This is a genomic window from Acinetobacter sp. ANC 7912 (assembly GCF_039862785.1).
Taxonomy (GTDB): domain Bacteria; phylum Pseudomonadota; class Gammaproteobacteria; order Pseudomonadales; family Moraxellaceae; genus Acinetobacter; species Acinetobacter thermotolerans.
Map to the genome: position 1 here is coordinate 2,541,255 of NZ_CP156795.1, position 22,456 is coordinate 2,563,710.

General features: G+C 44.7%; 23 protein-coding genes. 8 read left to right on the forward strand and 15 right to left on the reverse strand.

The features are described 5' to 3' along the window. The first annotated feature begins 30 nt into the window (after positions 1-30). A complete protein-coding gene (polA, locus tag ABEF84_RS12535; protein ID WP_347453090.1) occupies positions 31-2,787 on the forward strand; it encodes a DNA polymerase I in 2,757 nt (918 codons plus the stop codon). 159 nt (positions 2,788-2,946) lie between these two features. Here polA and ABEF84_RS12540 read toward each other — a convergent pair whose 3' ends face one another. Genes ABEF84_RS12540 through ppx form a run of 5 tightly spaced genes read right to left on the reverse strand, consistent with a single transcriptional unit; the run spans position 2,947 to position 8,068 of the window. Beyond that, positions 2,947-3,516, reverse strand: a complete 570-nt coding sequence (locus ABEF84_RS12540) for a YggT family protein (protein WP_347455309.1) — start codon at positions 3,514-3,516, stop codon at positions 2,947-2,949. A gap of 34 nt (positions 3,517-3,550) precedes the next feature. Further along, positions 3,551-4,381 (reverse strand): pyrroline-5-carboxylate reductase, encoded by an 831-nt coding sequence (proC, locus tag ABEF84_RS12545; protein WP_404798876.1) that lies wholly within the window; start codon positions 4,379-4,381, stop codon positions 3,551-3,553. Between the two features lies 1 nt (position 4,382). Beyond that, entirely contained in the window at positions 4,383-5,756 is a 1,374-nt protein-coding gene (gene tilS, locus ABEF84_RS12550) for a tRNA lysidine(34) synthetase TilS (RefSeq protein WP_347453092.1), read from the reverse strand. Further along, positions 5,693-6,517 carry an acetyl-CoA carboxylase carboxyltransferase subunit alpha gene (locus tag ABEF84_RS12555; RefSeq protein ID WP_034585499.1) on the reverse strand — a complete coding sequence of 275 codons (825 nt, stop codon included), beginning with the start codon at positions 6,515-6,517 and terminating at the stop codon, positions 5,693-5,695. Before ABEF84_RS12555 ends, tilS begins: the two co-directional genes overlap by 64 nt. 30 nt (positions 6,518-6,547) lie before the next feature. Beyond that, complete coding sequence (gene ppx, locus ABEF84_RS12560) at positions 6,548-8,068, reverse strand: exopolyphosphatase (protein ID WP_347454744.1); 1,521 nt, start codon at positions 8,066-8,068, stop codon at positions 6,548-6,550. Positions 8,069-8,333: 265 nt separating this feature from the next. On the opposite strand from ppx, the gene trxA reads away from it, so the two are divergent. The 3 genes from trxA (at position 8,334) to ABEF84_RS12575 (ending at position 10,949) form a co-directional block, all read left to right on the forward strand. Continuing rightward, on the forward strand, positions 8,334-8,660 hold the full coding sequence (trxA, locus tag ABEF84_RS12565) for a thioredoxin (protein WP_347453094.1): 327 nt from the start codon (positions 8,334-8,336) through the stop codon (positions 8,658-8,660). Between the two features lie 324 nt (positions 8,661-8,984). Next, on the forward strand, positions 8,985-10,253 hold the full coding sequence (gene rho, locus ABEF84_RS12570; protein WP_034585490.1) for a transcription termination factor Rho: 1,269 nt from the start codon (positions 8,985-8,987) through the stop codon (positions 10,251-10,253). 423 nt (positions 10,254-10,676) lie between these two features. Next, positions 10,677-10,949, forward strand: a complete 273-nt coding sequence (locus tag ABEF84_RS12575; protein ID WP_034585487.1) for a hypothetical protein — start codon at positions 10,677-10,679, stop codon at positions 10,947-10,949. A 104-nt stretch (positions 10,950-11,053) separates the two neighbouring features. Here ABEF84_RS12575 and ABEF84_RS12580 read toward each other — a convergent pair whose 3' ends face one another. The 3 genes from ABEF84_RS12580 to pheS form a co-directional block, all read right to left on the reverse strand. Continuing rightward, a complete protein-coding gene (locus ABEF84_RS12580; protein ID WP_034585486.1) occupies positions 11,054-11,350 on the reverse strand; it encodes an integration host factor subunit alpha in 297 nt (98 codons plus the stop codon). Next, entirely contained in the window at positions 11,347-13,728 is a 2,382-nt protein-coding gene (pheT, locus tag ABEF84_RS12585; protein ID WP_347455967.1) for a phenylalanine--tRNA ligase subunit beta, read from the reverse strand. The genes ABEF84_RS12580 and pheT overlap by 4 nt, the downstream gene beginning before the upstream one ends. Before the next feature lie 175 nt (positions 13,729-13,903). Beyond that, complete coding sequence (pheS, locus tag ABEF84_RS12590) at positions 13,904-14,884, reverse strand: phenylalanine--tRNA ligase subunit alpha (protein WP_347453097.1); 981 nt, start codon at positions 14,882-14,884, stop codon at positions 13,904-13,906. A 159-nt stretch (positions 14,885-15,043) separates the two neighbouring features. Here pheS and ABEF84_RS12595 point away from each other — a divergent pair, with 159 nt between their 5' ends. After that, positions 15,044-16,072 (forward strand): hypothetical protein, encoded by a 1,029-nt coding sequence (locus ABEF84_RS12595; protein WP_347453098.1) that lies wholly within the window; start codon positions 15,044-15,046, stop codon positions 16,070-16,072. 145 nt (positions 16,073-16,217) lie between these two features. Here the strand turns inward: ABEF84_RS12595 and ABEF84_RS12600 are convergent, their stop codons facing one another. From ABEF84_RS12600 to rpmI, 3 genes are all read right to left on the reverse strand, one after another. Next, complete coding sequence (locus ABEF84_RS12600; protein WP_347453099.1) at positions 16,218-16,418, reverse strand: hypothetical protein; 201 nt, start codon at positions 16,416-16,418, stop codon at positions 16,218-16,220. Positions 16,419-16,556: 138 nt separating this feature from the next. Next, entirely contained in the window at positions 16,557-16,916 is a 360-nt protein-coding gene (gene rplT, locus ABEF84_RS12605; RefSeq protein WP_034585471.1) for a 50S ribosomal protein L20, read from the reverse strand. Positions 16,917-16,928: 12 nt separating this feature from the next. Then, positions 16,929-17,123 carry a 50S ribosomal protein L35 gene (gene rpmI / locus ABEF84_RS12610; RefSeq protein ID WP_034585468.1) on the reverse strand — a complete coding sequence of 65 codons (195 nt, stop codon included), beginning with the start codon at positions 17,121-17,123 and terminating at the stop codon, positions 16,929-16,931. Between the two features lie 230 nt (positions 17,124-17,353). On the opposite strand from rpmI, the gene ABEF84_RS12615 reads away from it, so the two are divergent. Both ABEF84_RS12615 and ABEF84_RS12620 read left to right on the forward strand, forming a co-directional pair. Next, positions 17,354-18,607 (forward strand): MFS transporter, encoded by a 1,254-nt coding sequence (locus ABEF84_RS12615; protein WP_347454743.1) that lies wholly within the window; start codon positions 17,354-17,356, stop codon positions 18,605-18,607. Positions 18,608-18,705: 98 nt separating this feature from the next. Then, positions 18,706-19,455, forward strand: a complete 750-nt coding sequence (locus ABEF84_RS12620) for an energy transducer TonB (RefSeq protein ID WP_347453101.1) — start codon at positions 18,706-18,708, stop codon at positions 19,453-19,455. Positions 19,456-19,482: 27 nt separating this feature from the next. Here ABEF84_RS12620 and ABEF84_RS12625 read toward each other — a convergent pair whose 3' ends face one another. The 3 genes from ABEF84_RS12625 to ABEF84_RS12635 all read right to left on the reverse strand — a co-directional run bounded on the left by ABEF84_RS12625 (position 19,483) and on the right by ABEF84_RS12635 (position 20,909). Then, positions 19,483-19,905 (reverse strand): YqaA family protein, encoded by a 423-nt coding sequence (locus ABEF84_RS12625; protein ID WP_347453102.1) that lies wholly within the window; start codon positions 19,903-19,905, stop codon positions 19,483-19,485. A gap of 18 nt (positions 19,906-19,923) precedes the next feature. Continuing rightward, on the reverse strand, positions 19,924-20,214 hold the full coding sequence (locus ABEF84_RS12630; RefSeq protein ID WP_347453103.1) for a hypothetical protein: 291 nt from the start codon (positions 20,212-20,214) through the stop codon (positions 19,924-19,926). 74 nt (positions 20,215-20,288) lie between these two features. Continuing rightward, on the reverse strand, positions 20,289-20,909 hold the full coding sequence (locus ABEF84_RS12635; RefSeq protein WP_347454741.1) for a glutathione S-transferase N-terminal domain-containing protein: 621 nt from the start codon (positions 20,907-20,909) through the stop codon (positions 20,289-20,291). Positions 20,910-21,191: 282 nt separating this feature from the next. Here ABEF84_RS12635 and ABEF84_RS12640 point away from each other — a divergent pair, with 282 nt between their 5' ends. Then, positions 21,192-21,683: an Hsp20 family protein gene (locus tag ABEF84_RS12640; protein WP_347454740.1), complete on the forward strand. Its 492-nt coding sequence runs from the start codon at positions 21,192-21,194 to the stop codon at positions 21,681-21,683. 50 nt (positions 21,684-21,733) lie between these two features. Here the strand turns inward: ABEF84_RS12640 and ABEF84_RS12645 are convergent, their stop codons facing one another. Continuing rightward, the gene (locus ABEF84_RS12645) at positions 21,734-22,405 is read right to left on the reverse strand and encodes an HAD hydrolase-like protein (RefSeq protein ID WP_347455968.1); all 672 of its coding nucleotides are present in this window, start codon (positions 22,403-22,405) and stop codon (positions 21,734-21,736) included. Positions 22,406-22,456 lie beyond the last annotated feature (51 nt).

Consider the following 22,456-nt stretch of genomic DNA (forward strand, 5'->3'; position numbering starts at 1 on the left):
ACCCCAATATTTGAATAAGGAATTGAATACATGCCACCATTTGTCTTGGTCGATGGCTCTTACTTTTTGTTTCGTGCCTTTCACGCGCTGCCACCGTTAACCACGTCAACCGGTTTACACACCAATGCAATCCGTGGTGCAATTTCTGCCATTCAAAAATTGATGCGCCGTACCCAGCCGACCCATATGGCGGTGATTTTCGATACCCCAGAACCGACTTTCCGTCATGAGCTGTCACCGATCTATAAAGGTGACCGTCCAAGCATGCCAAGTGAACTGTCTGAACAGATTCCATATTTACATGCCCTGATCAAAGCCTTGGGTATCCCACTCCATGCCCTGCCGGGTGCTGAAGCCGATGATATTATCGGAACCTTGGCGAAACGTGCTGAAGCCCTAGGTCATCAGGTACTGATCTCAACTGGTGATAAAGACATGGCGCAGCTGGTCACTGAAAAAGTCACTCTGGAAGACAGCTTTAAAGAACGCCCAATGGATATCAATGGCGTATTTGAAAAATTCGGCGTATGGCCAAACCAGATCGTGGATTACCTGACCCTGATGGGTGATGCTTCTGACGGTATCATGGGTGTACCGGGCATTGGTGCCAAAACTGCGGCGAAACTACTAAATGAATATGGTTCAATCGGTGGCATTCTGGAAAATGTCGACAAGATCAAAGGCAAGGTTGGCCAAAATATTAAAGACAATACCGACGGGATCGCACTGGATCATCAGCTGGCGAGTATTGTCATCGACCTTGATTTGAGCTTTGGTTATGATGACCTGAAACTGGGCGAACCAAATGTCGAAGCTTTGCGCGTGCTGTATACTGAACTGGAATTCCGGAACCAGCTGCAATCACTAGATCATCCGAATAATCCGAATAATGCCAAATATAAACAAGCGGCTCAATCTATTGCTGCTAAACCAGAGCCAATTGCCACTGAAGACCAGGCCGATTTAACCAGCGGTGATGACCAGCTTGGACAGGCAACCTATCACACAGTATTAAGCCAGGCCGATTGGGATGCCCTGTTTAGCCGCTTAAGCACTGTCAAACGTTTTGCTTTTGATACTGAAACTACCAGTCTGGACTATCGTGTCGCACAGATCGTTGGTTTCTCAGTGGCTTTTGATGCTCAAGATGCTTATTACATACCACTCGCACATGACTATGCCGGTGCCCCTGAACAACTGAATCGTGAAACCATTCTGGCGCAGATCAAGCCAATTCTGGAAGACGACAACATTCAGAAAATCGGCCATCACCTGAAATATGATGCGCATGTGCTGGAAAATCACGGTATCCAGTTGGCGGGCTGGTATTTCGATACCATGCTGGCCTCTTATGTACTGAACTCTGTCGCAACCCGTCATGGTATGGATGATGTTGCACGTTTGTACTTAAGTCATCTAACTACAACTTTTGAACAGGTTGCGGGTAAAGGTGCCAAGCAGAAGACCTTTAATCAGATCGATATCGAGACCGCTGCACACTATGCTGCAGAAGATGCGCATGTGACCTATCGTCTATACGAAGTGCTGCATGAAAAACTCAAAGTTCATCCAGAATTACTCAATCTCCTTTTAAATATTGAAATGCCGGTGGCACGTGTGCTGACCAGCATGGAAGAAAACGGTATTCAACTGGATCTAGCTTTCCTGGATCAGTTGGGCTGTGACTTCGCCGAAACCATGAAAAATCTGGAACAGCAGATTGAAGAAATGGCCGGTGAATCTTTCAATGTCAGCTCACCGAAACAGGTTGGTGAAATCCTGTTTGAAAAATTGGGACTCAAAGGCGGCAAAAAAACGTCGACCGGCCAGTACAGTACCAGTGAAAGCATTCTGGAAAAACTGGAACATCCGATTGCCGAGCTGATCCTGAATTACCGTGGTCTGTCTAAACTGAAAAGTACCTATACCGACGGACTGTGCAAGCAGGCCAATAATGATACCCATCGTGTACATACCAGTTACCATCAAGCTCTGACTGCGACGGGTCGCCTGTCTTCAACCGATCCGAACCTGCAAAACATTCCAGTACGTGAAGAAATTGGCCGTCAGATCCGTAAAGCCTTTATCGCGCCTGAAGGTCGTGTTTTACTCGCTGCCGACTATTCACAAATCGAACTGCGTCTGATGGCACACTTCTCTCAGGATGATGCCTTAGTGGATGCATTTATGCATGGTCAGGACGTGCACCGTCGTACGGCGGCTGAAGTACTAGGTGTACCATTGGACCAAGTGACCAACGACCAGCGTCGTCAGGCGAAGGCGGTGAATTTCGGTCTGCTCTATGGCATGTCTGAATTCGGTCTAATCCGTCAGCTCGGCTTTACCCGTCAGGAATCACAGGAATACATCAAACAATATTTCCACCGCTATCCGGGCATCTATGAATACATGCAGCGCACCCGTCAGGTGGCATTAGAACAGGGCTTTGTTGAAACCATTCTGGGCCGTCGTCTGTATACCCCGGACATTGATGCCCGTAATATGATGGTGCGTAAAGCGGCTGAACGTGCTGCGATCAATGCTCCACTACAAGGTTCTGCGGCCGACATCATCAAAATGGCGATGATCGAAGTCGACAAGATGCTGCCGAAAGGCCAAGCCAAAATGTTACTGCAAGTACACGATGAATTGGTTTTTGAAGTCGATGAGGCGATTGCCGATGAACTTGCACCGAAACTGGCAGAAGTGATGCAATCAGTCGTACAGATTTCTGTACCGCTGGTGGTAGAAGTGGGTAAAGGAAAGAATTGGGATGAGGCGCACTAAAGATTCCCTCACCCCAGCCCTCCCCCAAGGGGAGAGGAGAAAAGTCCCTCTTTTTCAAAGAGGGATTGGGGGAGATTAAAACATCCTTCCCGCCCCTTTGCTAAAGCAAGGAGAAATAAAAAAAGGACGCTTCCGCGTCCTTTTTTAATGAATTCAATTTTAGAAACCAGTCAGCAATACCATTGCCACTTCACGCATGATGATGTCCACCACCATCAGGGCCAGAATCGCCAAGATTGGTGACAGATCAATCATGCCCATATTCGGCATAATCCGGCGGAACGGAGCTAGTAACGGTTCAGCCAGTTCCTGAATCACTTCAATATATGGCGAACGGGATTGGGTAAACATTACCACCCAGCTCAAGATAATGGTGGCAAAAATCAGATAACGGCAGAAACGAATTAAATCCTGAATCATGGTGACAAAAGTCAGAACCACCAGATGAATCGGACCATTCGGCATGCCCCCAGACAGGTACATCACGCCAAAGATTTTCAGCAGATACAGCACTACCAGTAATGCCAGCGCCGCAGTATTGACACGCCCCTTTGCCAGCGTTGGCAAGATACGGCTAAAAATGTCTACAATCCGGGTGGCTTTGACAGTTGAAAGTACTACCGGGTTGTAAGGACTGACAGTAGCCAGCTGCATTAAAAAGCGGAAAAATACGAGCAAAATTGCGACGTTAATAATAATGCCAAAAATTAGCGCAGAATTTGCACCCATACCTGAAGGTTCCTAAATATTAAATTTTAAAGATTTACTTACTGCTGTCGCTAAGCTCTTGCGCAAGCTCCTGGCTGCGTTTTGCTGCAGCAGCCAGTGCTGCCTGAATATTCTGAGAAATCTGGGCACGGTCAAACACTTCAATTGCGGCCTGAGTCGTACCATTTGGTGAAGTCACATTTTTACGTAATTGTGCCGGAGAATTTGGACTGGTAATCGCCATTTGTGCTGCCCCCAAAGCGGTTTGTAGCGTCAAAGCTGTTGCCACTTTCTCATCTAGACCCAAGTTCATGCCTGCACGGATCATACTTTCCATCATATAGAAGAAATAAGCAGGACCTGAACCAGACACAGCAGTTACGGCATCAATTTGTGCTTCTGAGTTTACCCAAATTGTCAGACCAGTTGAAGCCAAAACCTGACTTGCCAGCTCACGATCTTCCGCACCCACTTCTGCTTTGGCGAACAGACCATGTGCACCAGTCTGCACCAGTGCCGGTGTATTTGGCATCACACGAACGATACGGTCTGTACCTAACAATGCAGATAGTGTCGCAATCTCAGCACCCGCCACGATCGAAATCACCAGCTTGCCATCCAGTAAACCATTCAGCGGTTTCAGCACCCCAGCCAAAACCTGTGGTTTTACTGCAAACAGTACAATATCAGCATCCTTGATCGCAGCAATATTGTCATCAGTCACATTCACTTCTTTTTCAGCAAGCAATGTACGAACCTGTTCTACCGGATCAGAAACTGTAATACGGCTCGGTGCCAAACCACGTGCAACCAGGCCGCCAATCAGGGCTTGGGCCATGTTACCGCCACCAATGAAAGTAATATTACAATTTAAAGCTGCGCTCATTTTAATGCTCGTCTTTGTGTTCTGAGATTGAAGAGACTGAAATTGGCTGCCACCCCCCTGCCACGCAATAGGCAGATTCTGCCAACCAAAATCCTTTAGGTGTAAACACGCCTAGCATAACATCATCTATGCTTAATATTTGAATTGTATGCCGCATCCAGGGAAATATTTGCGCTTCCTGAATGGCTTTTTTCAGTGGCCAAGAGCCGACACGGTCATGTAAATGGATCTTTTCGCCACCTTGGCGCGGTGTCAGTTTCAAGTGCTGATTCAATAAATCTGCTGATAATCCGAATTCTGTCTCCTGAATCTGAAATTTTCCGGATGGAAGTTCAAGAAGATCGCTAAGTGTGCAGATGATTTGTTGTTCGACTGGAAATGAATGCTGATCTGCCAGATAGACTTCTTTCCCCAGCTTATGCATCTGCTGTTGGTAGCGTACATAATAAAAACCTTGCCAATGTAATGCAGCCTGAGCATCCTGACGAGCCTCAATTACCTCACGTTGCAGGCGTTGCACCATATCCAGTGAAGGCCGGTATTGCCCTTCACCTTTCATCCAATTTGATAACAATTGGCGCTGACGAGCTGCCGATAACGCAGCAAATTTAGCGAGATCTAAAATATTATCTTGGATACAAGCTTGGGTATCCTGCTGAAGTACATCTTGCAAAATTTCCTGCGCATCCTGCATTAAATCAGCGGTGCGAGCTAATGCTGCCTGCATTTTTGGAAAACGTTCGCTCAGCAAAGGCCAGAGAATTTGCCGCGCCCAAGCCCTGTCATAATAGCTGTCCTGGTTGGTCGGATCTTCGATATTCTGAATCTTTAAATCCGCTGCCCATTGGCAAATCTGCTCACGCGAAATGTCCAGCAGTGGCCGCCAGATGGTCAAATCTGCCCGAACATCAACCCGCTTCATCGCGGATAAACCATCAACTCCTGCACCCGAAAGCAGACGCAGCATCAAGGTTTCAGCCTGATCCTGGTGATGATGTGCCAATACTAATATTTCATTGGGCTGTAAATATTTTAGATAAGCCTGATAACGAGCTTCACGCGCCTGCTGTTCCAAATTTCCTTGCGCCACTTCGACTGGCTGAACAATGCAGGAAATATTTAGCTTCTGACATTGCTGATGAACAAAATTTCCCCATTCCCCACTGATGCTTTGCAGCTGGTGATCGACATAAATCGCGCGGATTTTTTCCGGGCATAAAAAAAACATCAGATGCAGTAACAGCATGGAATCCACGCCGCCACTGCATCCGATGAGAAATTTCGTCTCTGCAGGAAATTCCTGCAGCTGTTTTAAGAAACCAGACCTAAATTGTCGCTGCCAAACTTCATTAAACGCTGGTAACGTGCTTCGCATCGTGCCTCTGCTTCCATCGGTTGCAATTCACTTAAGGCTTCTTTTAATACACCTTTCAGGTCTTGCATCACCTGTTCAGGGTTTAAATGGGCGCCTTCACCTTCATCGACCACATATTCCACAATACCCATTTGCTGCAGTTTTTCTGCAGTCAGCGCTAAAGCCTCACTCGCCTGTTCTGCTTTTTCTGCCGTTTTCCAAAGGATTGAAGCACAGCCTTCTGGTGAAATCACCGAGTAGATACTATGAGACAGCATCACTACACGGTCTGCCACACCGATCCCCAGTGCACCGCCAGAACCGCCTTCACCTAGTACAGTCGCTACAACAGGCACTTTCAGATTCGATAGTTGCGCCAGTGAAGAGGCAATTGCTTCCGCCTGACCACGTTCTTCCGCACCTACGCCTGGGTAAGCACCCATGGTATCAATAAAGGTAAATACCGGCAGGTTAAAACGCTCTGCCATTCTTAATAAACGTTGTGCCTTACGGTAGCCTTCTGGGTTCGACATACCGAAGTTATGCTGTAATTTTTCACGGGTACTACGGCCACGGTGCTGACCAATCACCATCACTGGCTGACCTTCAAAACGTGCCAGGCCACCAATCATTGCACCATCGTCACCATAGAGACGGTCACCATGTAAAGCATCAAATTCAGTGAATATTTCACCCACATAGTCCAGAAATTGTGGACGTTCAGGATGACGTGCAATCTGCACGGTCTTCCATGCTTTTGATGGAGTCGCTTTATTTTTCATAGGTTAACCGTTTTCATCCCTATAAAGGTATTAATCAACAAATTGTTCAGACTGAATTGAGAGATCAATATCCCAATGTTTAAACTGCAGCTGTTCATCATGCAGTTCAGCGACAAGTAATGGCCATTGTTTGGCATCACCCGCGACACTGAGTTGCCATTGTTGCGCATTCTTGACCTTCAGTTCAATGGCAGGAAGCATCTCATCGCTGCGACTATGATTGACCAAAACCGCCAGACGAAGCAGCAAACACAAGTATAAAAGTCTTGAACCACCGACTTTATTCACATCAACCTTGGCATCACTGCGCAATTTGCGGCGATGATGTGCGACCAAATGTGACAACTGGTTCTGATCAACTTGCGAGAAACCGGCAATATCAGAATGCTGTAACAGGTAAGCACCATGACGGTGATAACCACTGTGACTGATCGCCAGACCTATCTCATGCAGATAAGCTGCTCGACGCAGCAAATCGCCATCATCACTATTGAGATTTAAATCTTCAGCGACATCATCAAACAGTTTTTGTGCCGTTTTCACCACACGCTCAGCCTGTTTGACATCGGCGTTATAACGTCCCATCAGGGCATGCACAGAACGGTCACGGATATCTTCATGCTTGAAACGGCCTAACAGGTCGTACATTACACCTTCACGTAGCGCACCATCTGAATACACTAGATGATCGACATTCAGAACATCAAATACCGCATACAGAATCGCAATTCCAGCGGGCAAAACAGCTCGACGGTCTTCTTTCAGACCTTCAAAGTTCATCTCTGCGACATTTTTATTTTTAAGCAGTTTATCTTTGAGTTTTTCCAGACCTTCACGGGTCAGTTCTTCGCACTCGTTGCTCCAGCCCATATTCACACAGATCTGGCGACAGGCTTTGATGGTACCACTCGAACCGACAACAGCATCCCAACCGGCTGCTTTATAGGTACTGGCAATTCCGGAAATTTCTTTACGTGCAGCAGTGACCGCCTTATCAAAGGCTTTATGGCTGATTTCACCATCGGCAAAAAATTTTTTGGTAAAGGTAACACAGCCCATCTGTACCGATTCCGTATGGATCGGTTCAAACTCTTCACCAATGATCAGTTCGGTTGACCCGCCACCGATGTCGATGACCAGACGGCGGCCACTGTTAGCCATGGTATGCGATACACCAAGATAAATCAGACGGGCCTCTTCACGACCAGCAATAATTTCAATCGGTTTCGGTAATATTTCTGCGGCTTTTTGAATAAATTCATGGCCATTTTTAGCTTGGCGCAAGGCATTGGTTGCGACAATACGCAAACGGTTCGGCTGCACTGAACCTAAACGGCCGACAAAACGGGCCAAACAGGCCAGGCCACGTTGCTGCGCAGCTTCAGTTAAGTTCTTGTTTTCATCCAGACCGGCTGCGAGCTGAACTTTTTCTGACATTGATGCTACTTTTTTGACTTCGCCATGATCCACACGGGCTATTGCCAAGTGAAAGCTGTTTGATCCCATATCGATGGCGGCGAGTAATTCTTCATCAATCAAAAAATCAGACATTACAGAAATAAACCTTTAACGAATTGTGCCTAGAGTAATTCACAACCATGCAATTTAAAAGCCATTTATCGGCACAATTTATTGACTTTTGATTTTTAAACAATCTGTGACCATAGTGTTACACGATTATCACTATCGCGATCATCCATTAGACAAAATATAATAATCCGTTGAAAATTTGCATATTCCCCTACATTGTTAAAGAAGGCTATGTAATACTAAGAATTATAGTCATCTTTAAAAAATTAATTTTCTGGAGCACTTCATGTCTGGCAACATCGTAAACACAACTGACGCAAACTTCGAAGCAGACGTTCTTCAATCAGACGTTCCTGTATTGGTAGACTTCTGGGCTGGCTGGTGTGCGCCATGTAAAGCTATTGCACCAGTGCTTGAAGTACTTGCAGACGAATACCAAGGTAAAGTCAAAATCGTAAAAGTGGATGTGACTTCTTGCGAAGCGACTGCAGTGAATTTCAACATCCGTAACATCCCTGCACTGTTATTGTTCAAAAACGGTGAAGTGGTTGCAACTCAAGTGGGTGCTGCACCTAAATCTAAACTGGCTGCGTTCATCGAACAAAATATCTAAGCAGCTCAGTTTTTCTTTAAAAAATACGCGACGAAATATCGCGTATTTTTTTCGTCCGTAAATTGACAAAACCCGTATTCTCTCTTATATTGCTGATTCAAGAGATCAGGGATGCTAAATCCTGTCAATTTCTTACAAGACACAATACATAAGATGCCGCTCGGCAATAGAAATTGTTTTTCATATTTCTCTTTGAAACAATCAAACAAACCTCTGAATTGTTCTTGTACACATTCATTTGCTTTCGTTTGAATGCTTATATGCGGCCGAATGTTACTCCCTTTCTAACCTGTACCTCAGAACATTGATTCTATCTGACCACCTATGAATTTAACCGAACTCAAGAAAAAACCGATTGGCGAACTCATCAAGATTGCCGAGTTTATGGGCCTTGAAGGCATGGCTCGTAACCGCAAGCAAGACATCATTTTTGCCATCTTAAAGCGCCATGCGATGAATGGCGAAGAGATTTTTGGTGATGGCGTTCTGGAAATTCTGTCAGATGGTTTTGGCTTCTTACGCTCTGCGGCAGGCTCTTATCTGGCAGGTCCGGATGACATCTATGTCAGCCCTTCCCAGATCCGTCGTTTTAACCTACGTACAGGCGACACCATTGCGGGGACCATTCGCCCACCAAAAGAAGGTGAACGTTATTTTGCACTTTTAAAAGTGAATCAAATTAACTACGACACGCCAGAAAATTCCCGCAACAAAATTCTGTTTGAAAACCTGACTCCACTGTTCCCGACTGAACAGCTTGTGATGGAACTGGGTAACGGTACCACTGAAGATTTAACTGCACGTGTAGTTGACTTGGTTGCACCAATCGGTAAAGGCCAGCGTTCAATTATTGTGGCACCACCAAAAGCTGGTAAAACCATGCTGTTACAGAACATCGCACAGTCGATTGTCCGTAACAACCCGGAAGTATTCCTAATCGTGCTGCTGATTGACGAACGTCCGGAAGAAGTGACCGAAATGGAACGTACCGTTCGTGGTGAAGTGATTGCTTCTACCTTCGATGAATCTCCTGCCCGTCACGTGCAAGTGGCTGAAATGGTAATTGAAAAAGCGAAACGCCTGGTTGAGCACAAGAAAGACGTGGTAATTTTGCTGGATTCGATTACCCGTCTGGCACGTGCGTACAACACCGTGATTCCTTCATCAGGTAAAGTACTGACTGGTGGTGTTGATGCACACGCGCTGGAACGTCCTAAACGTTTCTTCGGTGCAGCACGTAACATCGAAGAAGGTGGCTCTCTGACCATTATTTCCACTGCCCTGATTGAAACCGGTAGTAAGATGGATGAAGTGATCTACGAAGAATTTAAAGGTACCGGTAACCAGGAAATTACCCTGGATCGTCGCATTGCAGAAAAACGCGTCTTCCCTGCGATGAACATCAAGAAATCAGGTACCCGTCGTGAAGAACGTCTGATGGATGAAGATAAATTACGTAAGGTTTGGATTTTACGTAAATTACTACATACTCAAGATGAGCTTGCAGCCATGGAATTCCTGCTAGATCGTATGAAAGAAACCAAGACCAACGACGAATTCTTCGATCAAATGAAGCGTAAGGCATCTAACTAAGTTATTGATTCAATGACATAGTTAATTGAAAGGTCATCCAAAAGGATGGCCTTTTTTATTGGGTTGACATCAGTTACATAAAAAAACAATCCGCATCCTGCTTTGTAAACTTATTTGCAAGTTTATGATTAATAAATCAATAGTAAAAAAAATTGTATATGTATTAGGGGCTTAAATCGCTTTTCTCCAATATAAGTGCTTCGTTTGATTGTTATTTTCTGTTAAAAAAACCCGGAATTTCATCCATTTTTAGTACTTTTTCAGACCAAGATAGTAGCAATTCAAAATGCGCAGTGATAGCATATTTGCAGACCAGTTAGACTGCTCCTGCGTGGTTAGTACCTAACACAATTAGGAATAATTAAAGCACATAACAGGCTAACGTCGGTTTTTTTTAATCTCAAATTTTTAGAGAGTGATGCCATGTTATTCAAAAAAATCGCTATTGCTGCTGCAGTTGCTACTACTTTAGCTTTCGTTGGTTGTGCTAAAAAAACTGAAGATGCTGCTGCTGACGCTAACGCTGCTGCATCTGAAGCTGTAGAAGCTGCTTCTGAAGCTGATGCTGCTGCTGACGCTGCTGCTGTAGAAGCTGCTTCTGACGCTGCTGCTGCTGACGCTGCTTCTGCTGCTGCTGATGATGCTACTGCTGCTGCTTCTGACGCTGCTGCTACTTCTGAAGCTGCTGCTCAATAATCTAACGATTATTCAGTTAGTACAAAAAAGAGAGCCATTGGCTCTCTTTTTTATGCCTGTAAAAATCTGAATTTTTACAAGCAGATCGTAAAAGAAAAAACAGGTCAGTCGACCTGCTCATTCCCTACGCGTTGACGGAACTTCTGTCCCGCACGGAAGGTCACTACACGGCGCGCAGAAATTGGAATTTCTTCGCCGGTTTTCGGATTACGGCCTGGACGTTGACGCTTGTCACGCAACTCAAAGTTACCAAACCCCGATAATTTTACTTGCTCCCCAGAGATTAGCGCTTGGCTAATCTCGTCGAAGAACAACTCGACCATTTGTTTTGCTTCACGACGGTTTAAACTCGTGAGCTCACTTAAATGATCAGCCATCTCTGCTTTAGTTAGTGCTGTCATGAAGCCCTCAATGTCGCTTGGTAAGTATTTTCTAATACTTGCAGGATATTATCCATGCCTGATTTGATTTCAGCATCTTCCAGTGTACGGGTTGGATGCTGCCAGAGAAGCGCAAATGCCAGTGAACGTTTGCCTTCCTCTACCCCTTGTCCAGTGTACACATCGAATAACCAGGTCGACTCCAGTAGCTCGCCACCTGTTTTTTCGATAAGTCTCTGAATTTCGCTAACATTAATCTTATCACTAATTAAAAGCGCAATATCACGTCGAACCGACGGAAAACGTGATAATTCTGTAAAATTAGATACATAAGTTTGCAAAACGGCTTTTTGATCAAGTTCAGCAACCCAAGTGGTGCCCAAATCAAGCTCATCCTCTAGCGATGGATGCAGACGGCCGAAATAACCAATTGATTTGCCATCTACCAGAATTTCAGCAGATTGGCCAGGGTGCAACCAGCTACGTTCAGAACGTACATATTCAGCTTTCAGACGTGCAGTAGCCAGAATTTCTTCAATATCACCTTTAAAGTCAAAGAAGTCCATTGGGACAGCTTTGCCATGCCAGCTTTCAGGTGTACGTGAGCCAGTCGCGATTAAAGCAAAAGTCGGAATCTGTTTCAGGTCATGAATGGATGTAGCATCCTGGTAATCAAAACGCAGACCCAGTTCGAAGAAACGCACACGGTTTTGCTGACGGTTGACGTTGTACTGTACGCATGGAATCAGGCTAGACAGTAAAGTTGAACGCATTACCGCAAGATCACTTGAGATTGGATTTGCCAATGCCAATGGATTTACAGATGGGTTCAGTTGTTTTTCCAGTTTCAGGTCAGCGAAGCTGAAGCTGATCGCTTCCTGATAACCTAGAGTCACTGCAGTTTGACGCAGCTCAGCCAGTTCAAACTGGTCTTCATATTTTGCCAGTTTGACATTGATCATTGGCAGGCTGATCTGAATATTGTCATAGCCGTGAATACGTGCGACTTCTTCAATCAGGTCCTGGTAGATCGCCATGTCATAACGGTGTGATGGTGGAACCACAGACCACTCACCTTCAGCTTTCACAGTCACATTACAGCCTAAACGGGTTAAAGCATCAGTAATGAAATCTGATTCAACTTTATAACCCAACAGTTGATCTACTTGAGACTGGTTCAGCTCAATCGCTTCACGTTTTGGTAGAAGCTCAGGTTTTTCAGCCACGATGATTGGACCAAATTCACCACCAGCAAGTTCCTGAATCAGTTGTGATGCACGGTGCATTGCAGTGAGTGGCAATTCAAAATCCACACCACGTTCATAACGTTGTGATGCATCAGTATGCAGACCGAAACGGCGCGCACGACCTGCAATCGCGATTGGATCAAAGAATGCTGATTCCAGGAAGATTTCCGTAGTTTCATCAGTGACAGATGAAGACAGGCCCCCCATGATACCCGCGATGGCTAATGCTTTTTCATCATCCGCAATGACCATCACGTCGTCTTGCAGTTCAACTTCTTGCTCATTCAGCAGAACCAGTTTTTCACCCGCTTTCGCCTGACGTACATGCACTGAACCTTGAACCTTTCCGCCATCAAACGCATGTAGTGGCTGGCCCAGTTCCATCAATACATAGTTGGTAATGTCGACCAGAATGCTGTGCTGACGGATACCCGCACGTACTAATGCACGTTCCATCCATTCTGGTGTTGGTGCTTTAGTATTGACGTTTTTGATCACACGACCTAAGTAACGTGGACAGCCATCAGTTTCAGCAACGACTTTTTTCTCGTCAGCGATGGTTGCAGCAACTTCCTTGATTTCAGGCGCAGTGACTGGCAACTGGTTAATCACACCAATTTCACGTGCGATCCCGCGGATACTGAAACAGTCACCACGGTTTGGCGTAATGCTGATGTCAATCACATTGTCATCAAGGTCTAGATATTCACGAACATTGACGCCCACTGGTGCATCAGCAGGAAGCTCTAGCAAACCATCGATTTTATCTTCAAGATCGATTTCTGAAGCGCCACACAGCATACCTTGTGATTCAACACCACGCAGTTTGCCTTTCTTAATTTTAAAATCACCTGGCAGAACTGCACCGATGGTTGCGACTGGTGCTTTCATACCGGCACGTACGTTTGGTGCACCACATACAATTTGTAATGGCTCACCTGAACCGATATTCACAGTGGTTACACGTAAACGATCCGCATCTGGGTGTTGTTCTACGGTCAGGACTTCACCAACTACGACACCAGTAAATGGTTTTGCTGCAGGAGCAATTTCATCCACTTCAAGGCCCAGCATAGTCAACTGGTCAGATAATTTTTCACTGTCGATGGCTGGGTTGACCCATGTGCGGAGCCAATTTTCGCTAATTTTCATACATTCATTTCCTTAATCTCCCCTCCATTTTTCTATTCTCTAAATGGTTCCCCTTTCTTGCGTAGGTTTTAAAAGCAGTACTTTAAAACCTACTCAGGGGGATTTAGGGGGATTTCTAAATCTAAAAATTAATATGTTTTAGCCACTCAACTTTAAGGAGAGGCTATAAAATCTCTTAAGCAAACTGGCGTAAGAAACGCACATCGTTTTGGTAGAACATACGCAGGTCATTGATGCCATAACGCAACATTGCAAAACGTTCTACACCTAAGCCAAATGCAAAGCCTTTGTATTTGTCTGGGTCAATGCCAGATGCGCGCAGCACGTTTGGATGCACCATACCGCAACCCAGCACTTCCAGCCATTTACCGCGTTCATCCATGATGTCCACTTCGGCACTTGGCTCAGTGAACGGGAAGTAAGACGGACGGAAACGTACTTTCAGATCTTTTTCGAAGAATTCATTTAGCAAGTTCACCAGCAGACCTTTCAGCTCGGCAAAGCTGGTATTTTCAGCAACGTATAAGCCTTCAATCTGGTGGAACATTGGTGAGTGAGTCTGGTCAGAGTCACAACGGTATACACGGCCTGGGCACACGATACGGATTGGCGGCTGCTGGGTTTCCATGGTACGGATCTGTACACCTGAAGTGTGGGTACGCAGCAGATGGTTCGCATCGAAATAGAATGTGTCGTGCATCGCACGTGCAGGGTGGTGACCTGGAATGTTTAAGGCTTCAAAGTTGTGATAGTCATCTTCAACTTCTGGACCAGTTGCTACAGTAAAACCTGCTTTGGTAAAGAACTGACAGATACGTTCTTGTACTTGGGTCACTGGGTGGATGCTGCCCACCTGCTGGCCGCGACCAGGTAATGTAATATCAATTGTTTCACTAGCAAGTTTTTGTTCTAGTGCAGCTTTTTGCAGTTCAGCCTGACGCTGTGTCAAAGCAGCGGTAATCGCTTCACGTACAGCATGGATTTTTGCACCGAACTCTTTACGTTGTTCAGGATCCATTTTACCCAGCGACTTAGATTGTTCCGCGAGCTGGCTTTTTTTCCCCGTAAATTGCACTCGTACTTGATCAAGTGCAGCAAGGTCTTGAGCTGCTGCAATCGCAGCGAGCGCTTCAGTGGTCAGGGCTTCCAGTGACATAGTAACTCTCAAAGCAACAGGTTAGAAATATTTTTAAAAACCCCATATTCTAGCAGTTTTTAGGCACATTGATGAAGAGAGCTTGTAATGAAAATTAGATTGGCATAGCGAAAAATAAAAAGTATAAAATAAGCAGGATATCAATTAGATCAAATCACTATGGCTCTCGATCAAATCTGGAAACAGCAACTCACTTTAGTGACTTATGGAAATGAATACCTGTCTCAAGACCTAAGTTTCAACCGCTGGCTGCAACATTCCATTTTTAATCAGCATCAATTTACCTTCCGTGATTTGATCTCCCAGCATCTTTTGGCCCAGCATTTTCAGATCTGGCTGGAAGGCTTAAAGAAGCAAGGCGTGCAACGCCTGAGCCTGCACCGCTCTGCCCTGCTGGTGGATGAAAAGAACCCGAATCCCAACGTCGAGCTGCTGCCTTTCGAATATTTCATCGTTAGCCATGAGCACCAGAAAAAACATGCCTGGATTTTTGGGAAAGAACTGCCGGAATGGTATACCGCAGACAATGACTATGAACCACCTGAAGGCCAGCGTTCATCGCAGCGTCAGGAAACCTTCTGGCGTTATGAACTGAACAATAAATTAGCCAAACGCGTTCAAGCTGACCTAGAACAACCAAACTGGGATGATATTGACGCCTTTTTAGAGCATGAATTATTCGACAGCAAATTTGCCAAAGATTATATAGAACCAAACCAGCTGGGCCAACCTTATTACGGTCTAACCTCCACACAACGACTGGATAATGTCGGCAGTAAACTTTCATTACTACCCACCGATTATCCAGCAGATTTTGCCCATGACATGCTGTATCGACTAGATGCACTCGAAGGACTGATCGAAGCGAAAATCCAGCATCCTTATGATGAAAATGGTGAAGCCTTAAGCCCAGACCAGCAATTAGACCTGCGTCATTTTTCACAAAAGCTAGATGATCTGAAAGCCAAGTTTCTGGTCAAAGTCGCCAATCACTACAAGACCGCGAAACTGAGCCCAAAAGTGATTAGTGCTGATCCATTTGCCGGCATGAATACCGAAGAACGCGTTGCCAAACCTTCTAAAGTGCAGCGTCCACACGATACAGCCAAATCCAATTCCGGCAATGTCATTACCTTGATTATTATTACCGTGATTATCTGTCTGGTCGGCTATTATTTTGGACTTTAAGAAGCATTAAAAAATACCAATTATATCTTGAGTTGAACTCAGGCAATCCATTTCAGATATAGATTTCTGTTGCCTGCATCAACTTGAGTTTATTGCTCTTTTAACTTGGACTCATTTTCAGTAAACTCAGCCTTAACTGAGAATTTTAATTTTTGGGACGCAATTCAATTTTGATCTGCTGCTCCTGTGTTGAGGTATAAATGTAGTGCGTGATCGCAGCAATTTCTGCTTCAACTTCTGCACCTGCTTCATCGACAAATTTTAAATACTCACCTTCGCGCGGTAATATCTCAAGCTCAACTTCAAATGAGCCCCGCTCTAATCCAATAATTTCTACACGCATCATCTTCTCTCTTAATTTTTTCTTTTGAGAAAATATTTAGCGCATCTTTTGCTTTTTTAGATAGAGTGTTTATGTAAGAAAAATGCAAATCCAGGCATAAAAAAAGACCTCAAATGAGGTCTTTTTTTAAGTCTTGAAGACTTATGCAGCAAGTGCTTCTTTAGCTTTAGCAGCTAGAGCAGCGAATGCAACTGCATCATGCATAGCGATGTCAGCAAGTACGCGACGGTCGATGATCACTTGAGCTTTTTTCAAGCCATCGATCATGCGGCTGTACGATAAACCGTTTTGACGAGCACCAGCGTTGATACGCGCAATCCATAGAGCACGGAATTGACGTTTTTTCTGACGACGGTCACGGTAAGCATATTGACCAGCTTTGATTACTGCCTGGAACGCTACGCGATATACGCGTGAGCGAGCGCCATAGTAACCTTTAGCACGAGCAAGAATTTTTTTATGACGGCGATGAGCCTGTACACCACGTTTTACACGAGCCATTTATATATCTCCTTAGATGTATGGGCACATACGACGAACTGAAGCAACATCACTTACGTGAACCATTACACAGCCGCGCAATTGACGGATACGTTTAGAAGACTTTTTGGTCAAAATGTGGCGTTTGAACGCTTGTTTACGCTTGAAACCGTTAGCAGTCGCTTTAAAACGTTTAGCTGCACCACGGCGAGTTTTTAACTTAGCCATAACAACCTCTTTAAACACCTGTTCGGCACGTCTGCACCATTGCAATAACGACCTGCAGGTAAGGAAGCGGCTATTCTAAATCATCTTTGTTTAAAACAAAAGCAATATTCGAATTAAAAGATGGTAGGCAACAGCTTAGTATAATTTCCGATAACAATTGCGAGATCAAATAATAAGTAACTTGAGTCAAGCCTTTTATAATCTGCACACCTTCAAGATTAAAAACGCTTATGACTCCTGCACATGATGCATTTGCCGCGCTGCGCTACCGGGACTTTTCTATCGTCACGGTAAACCAGTTTTGCCTGACGCTGGCTATTCTGATTCAAGAAATTATTGTCGCCTATTCACTCTATCAGATTACCCGGGATCCATTAACCCTCGGTCTGATTGGCCTGGCAGAAGCTATTCCTTTTATCAGCCTGTCACTCTGGGGTGGCTATTTTGCCGATCGCTTTAATAAACAGACCATCATGAAAATCTGTTTGTTCTGCGCCATTCCTGCCCCGCTGATTCTCTGGTCATTATTCCATACCCATGGGCTGGGCCAGATCAGCACAAATAGTTTGGCTTGGGGCATTTATGCGGTGATTTTCGGTTTAGGTACGATTCGTGGTTTTTATAATCCTTCTGCTACTTCACTGAAACCCTTTCTGATTCCACGGGAACTATATGCCAATGGCGCTACCTGGACTACGATTGGCTGGCAGAGTGCGGTGATTATCGGCCCAATGCTGGGTGGTTTTATGCTGGCGTTTCTCGGTCGTGAAACCAGCCTGTTTAGTGTTGCCATTTTGGTTTCGATCTGCTTTATTTTGATTAACCTGCTTCAAAAACGCAGCTTTCCAAAAATTGAAACCGAAAATCTGTGGCGCAGTCTCGGTGATGGCTTCCGTTTTATCTGGAATACCAAAATTGTCCTCTGGGCAATTTCTCTGGATCTGGTATCAGTCCTGTTTGGCGGTGTAATTGCCCTGCTGCCGATCTTTGCCGAAGACATTCTGAAAGTCGGTCCTGAAGGACTCGGTTATCTGCGTGCAGCACCTTCCATTGGTGCTTTGGTGACTATGATTGCTCTGACTAAAATCCCGCCTACAGACAATGCATGGCGTAATATGCTCCTGGCCGTCGCAGGCTTCGGTGCCTTTACCCTGCTGTTTGCCTTCTCAAATAACATGTGGTTGTCACTGTTTGCCCTGGCGATGACCGGGGCTTGTGACAGTATTTCCGTGGTCGTGCGTCAAACCATTTTGCAGATCTATCCGCCAGAAAATATGCGTGGTCGTGTCGCGGCAGTAAACGGCATGTTTGTCTCCAGCAGTAATGAACTTGGGGCTTTTGAATCTGGCCTTGCGGCGAAATATATGGGTACCGTAATGGCCACTATATTTGGCGGTTGCATGACCATGGCGGTAGTCGCAATCAGCTGGGCCAAAACCCGTGATTTGTTCTCGATTGATATTAATAAAGGCAGAGATCAATAACTTTTTCTTTTTAAAAGACTTGCCAGTATTTCCAGTTCAGGAAATACTGTGCAGGCTTTCTGAATCTCTTTATCTCGTATAATTCAAGAACCATTTTTATGAAACGAATTCTGTGTCTATCGCTACTGGCTGGTTTTCCACTGACTGCTACACAAAGTAAAACGGCTAAAAACGTTCAACTGCCACCACAAACCATTTCAGCCCGGACTGGCGATACACATGCCCATTTAACTACCCGCATTGAATGGCGTAAATTCCCCAAACCCGTCTATAAAAATGAGGATTTAAAAGGTCAGGATCGTTCTGCAGTGATACGTGTTTATGCGGATGAACAGGGCCAGATCAAACAGGCATCGATTCAGGAAAGTACTGGTCTAAAAGCTCTAGACCAGTTATTGGTGAATGCTGTGAAAGATGCCACAGTAAAGCCACATATCGAAGACGAAACTGCGATGCCTATTATTGGTTATCAGGTATTTCAGCTGGATTTAAAAGATGAAGATCAAGTCGCTTGCGATTACCGCTTTAATTCCAAAAACTGGCAGGCACAGCAACAAGGCCAAAAGACCCGTTTCCAATACGTGAATCAACCGGAACTTGAGCTCAATTCAGAACAGCTGAACGGTCATGACCGCAAGGTCGAATTCAAGTTGAAAGCCAATGGTAAAGGCCAGATCAAGCAGGTCAAAATCAATAAAGGCTCAGGGCTATATGCACTAGATCAACAGATCATAACTGCATTAAAAAACAGTCAGATTCAAAGCAAACGGAGCACAAGCACCTTGTGGCTATATAAGCCATCCAGCTTTAAGGATGAAATCCAGTTCAAGCTGAATGAGTGCAACTAAACAGAAAAGAGGCTTTAAGCCTCTTTTTTAAATCATGCTATAGGCTGCATACAAAAATAGATAGCGGCCAATTTTGGCGACACTGACAATCAGCAAAAAACGGATGAAATTTTCTTTAAGCAAGCCCGCAATCAGAGTAATCGGATCACCAATCACCGGTACCCAACTTAGGAGCAAGAACCAGTAACCATATTTACGGTAAATCCCCTGCGCTTGATGCATCTTTTGTTCAGACACCGGAAACCATTTACGATCTTTGTACTGCTCAATCTTGAATCCCAAATACCAGTTTACACAGGAACCTAGAATATTTCCGGCACTCGCCACGGTAATCAGCAACCAAGCTGAATAACCTGTCGTTGCCAGCATACCCAGCAACACGGCTTCTGACTGTAGCGGAATCAGAGTTGCTGCGCCAAAGGCGGATAGAAACAGGATCAGCAGTGCCATCTCAGAAACCTGAACGATTTAGCGTTTTAATGCTAAACGCTTTTTCGCCTGAACGTATTCCCAATTTGACCAGAAAATTGCACCAACAATAATGACAATCCGGGACCATTTATACTTGCTCGCCAGCGGTAAAATTGCCTCAGCCAGAATATTTTGATCCTTGGTATTGAGCTGATCCACCAGCATTTGTATATGCACGATCTCAGCAATGAATAGCACCAGACAGGCGGCAATACCAAAAATAATGCTCCAGTAAATACGTGGGTTGCTTTCAACAATACGGGTGAAATTCAGAAAAAATGCTTTCATCTCTATTCCAATAAAAAACCACCGGAGTCGGTGGTTTTAATAACGTTGCTATATCTTAGCACAATCATGTGATCTTAATTGACTGTGATGGCGAGTGCACGCTGTACCGCAGGACGAGCATTCATCTGCTCCATATAGGCTTTCACTTCAGGATAATCTTCCAGATCAATACCCTGCCATTCATAGCGCAGCAACCACGGGAAAATCGCCATATCAGCAATCGAGTACTCGCCTGCGACATAGTCCTGCCCGATCAATTGCTTGTTCAGCACTCCATACAAACGTTTGGTTTCATTCACATAACGCTCAGTTGCATAAGGAATACTTTCTGGCGCAAAGCGGCTGAAATGGTGGTTTTGACCCAGCATCGGTCCAAGTCCACCCATTTGCCACATCAACCATTGTTCCACGTGAACCCTTTTAATTTCATCGGTCGGATAAAACTGGCCTGTTTTACGGCCGAGATATTGCAAAATGGCACCGGATTCAAAGATCGAAATTGGCTGATTTCCCGGGCCATCCTGATCGACAATCGCCGGGATTTTGTTATTTGGTGAGATTGCCAGAAAGTCTGGCTGGAACTGGTCATTTTCCAGAATATTGATCGGGAAAATTTTATAGGGCAGGCCCATTTCTTCTAAAGCAATTGTAATTTTATGGCCGTTGGGGGTTCCCCAGTAATATAAATCTATCATGCGTGCCTATGCTCCATGCACCTTAATATTTTGGTGTTTCAACAACATAATTGATCTGCCGCAAAACAACAAGCGCCCGGATATAAAATATTTTTTGATTAATTTTCAAATGGTTGATTTAAAACTTTCAAAATTTATCACCAGAGTCCTTGAAAATTTCCACCCCAAACACATATTTATTTTTGCATAAGGATGAACATTCATCTTTTGCTCTGTCGATGATGTTCATGACAGATCTGATTCTTAATATTAAAACTTTGCTGAACTCAGGAGGTTCTAATAATGAGTAACGTCAATCTTCATCCATTGTTCCGACGCAGTATCGGTTTTGACCGTCTGAATGACTTTATCGATTACGCCATGCAGAGCGATGCGCCAAATTATCCTCCTTACAACATCGAAAAATATGGCGACAATCAGTACCGCATTGTGGTTGCAACTGCAGGTTTTAACCAAGACGAGCTGAATATCTCGCTGGAAAACCGCTTGCTGACTATTGCCGGTAAACCTGAAGCCGTTCAGACTGAAGGTACTGAATATCTACATAAAGGTATTGCCCGTCGCTCCTTCAAACTGTCACTGCGTTTAGATGAGCACATCGAAGTGCAGCAGGCTGATTATGTCAATGGTTTGCTGATGATCGACCTGCAACGCATCATTCCGGAAGAAAAGTTGCCTCGACAAATTCCAATTGGTAAAAAATTACTGTTAGAAAATCCGGAAGCTGCCGCTGAAGAAAAGGACGTGACTGAAAAAACAGTCAATGCTGAATAAGCTATAAAAACAGAACGTTCTGGAAAGGCCCTGCGGGGCCTTTCGTTGGTTCAGGCAATCGAAATCTGTTCCGGTAATAGTAATGATCCCAGTTGCTCAATACTACGAATCAAATAATGCGGCTCATGTTTGACCAGTGCAGATTCGCTATTAAAACCCCAGGTTACCGCAGCGACAGCAATGCCATTCTGATGTGCTGACTGAATATCAATAATTTGGTCACCAATATAGATCACCTGCTCCGGACTTAACTTGGCCTGTTGCAGGATTTTTTTGATCTGTCGGGCTTTGCCATAAATAGAAGCATTAGTCTCTACCCAGTCAAATAGTTGAAATAACTCATTACCCAGATATTTACGACAATTTTCAGCAGTATTAGAAGTCACAATCGCCAGACGCACACCCTGCTGTTTTAACTGAATCAATAAATCTGCAATACCCTCAAATAGTTCTGGCACCAGACCACGACGGCGCATTTCACGCTTGCAGTCATACATCAAGCGAAAAGTTTTGAATACGGAAAGATTCAGTTCACGACGGATTTGACGCGGTGGCAAGGCACGCAGATGCTCAATATGATCCTTATGCATTGGCGCATAGCGATATTTACTGGCAAAACAATTTAGCAGCTCCACAAACTGCTCAAAAGAATTTACGAGCGTACCGTCTACATCAAAAATGACCAGTTGATACGGTATTGTCGGATTATTTAAAAATGCCATAAAGCCATCATCCAGCAATTAAACCAAATTTCAAAAATGCGCCCCTTCCCT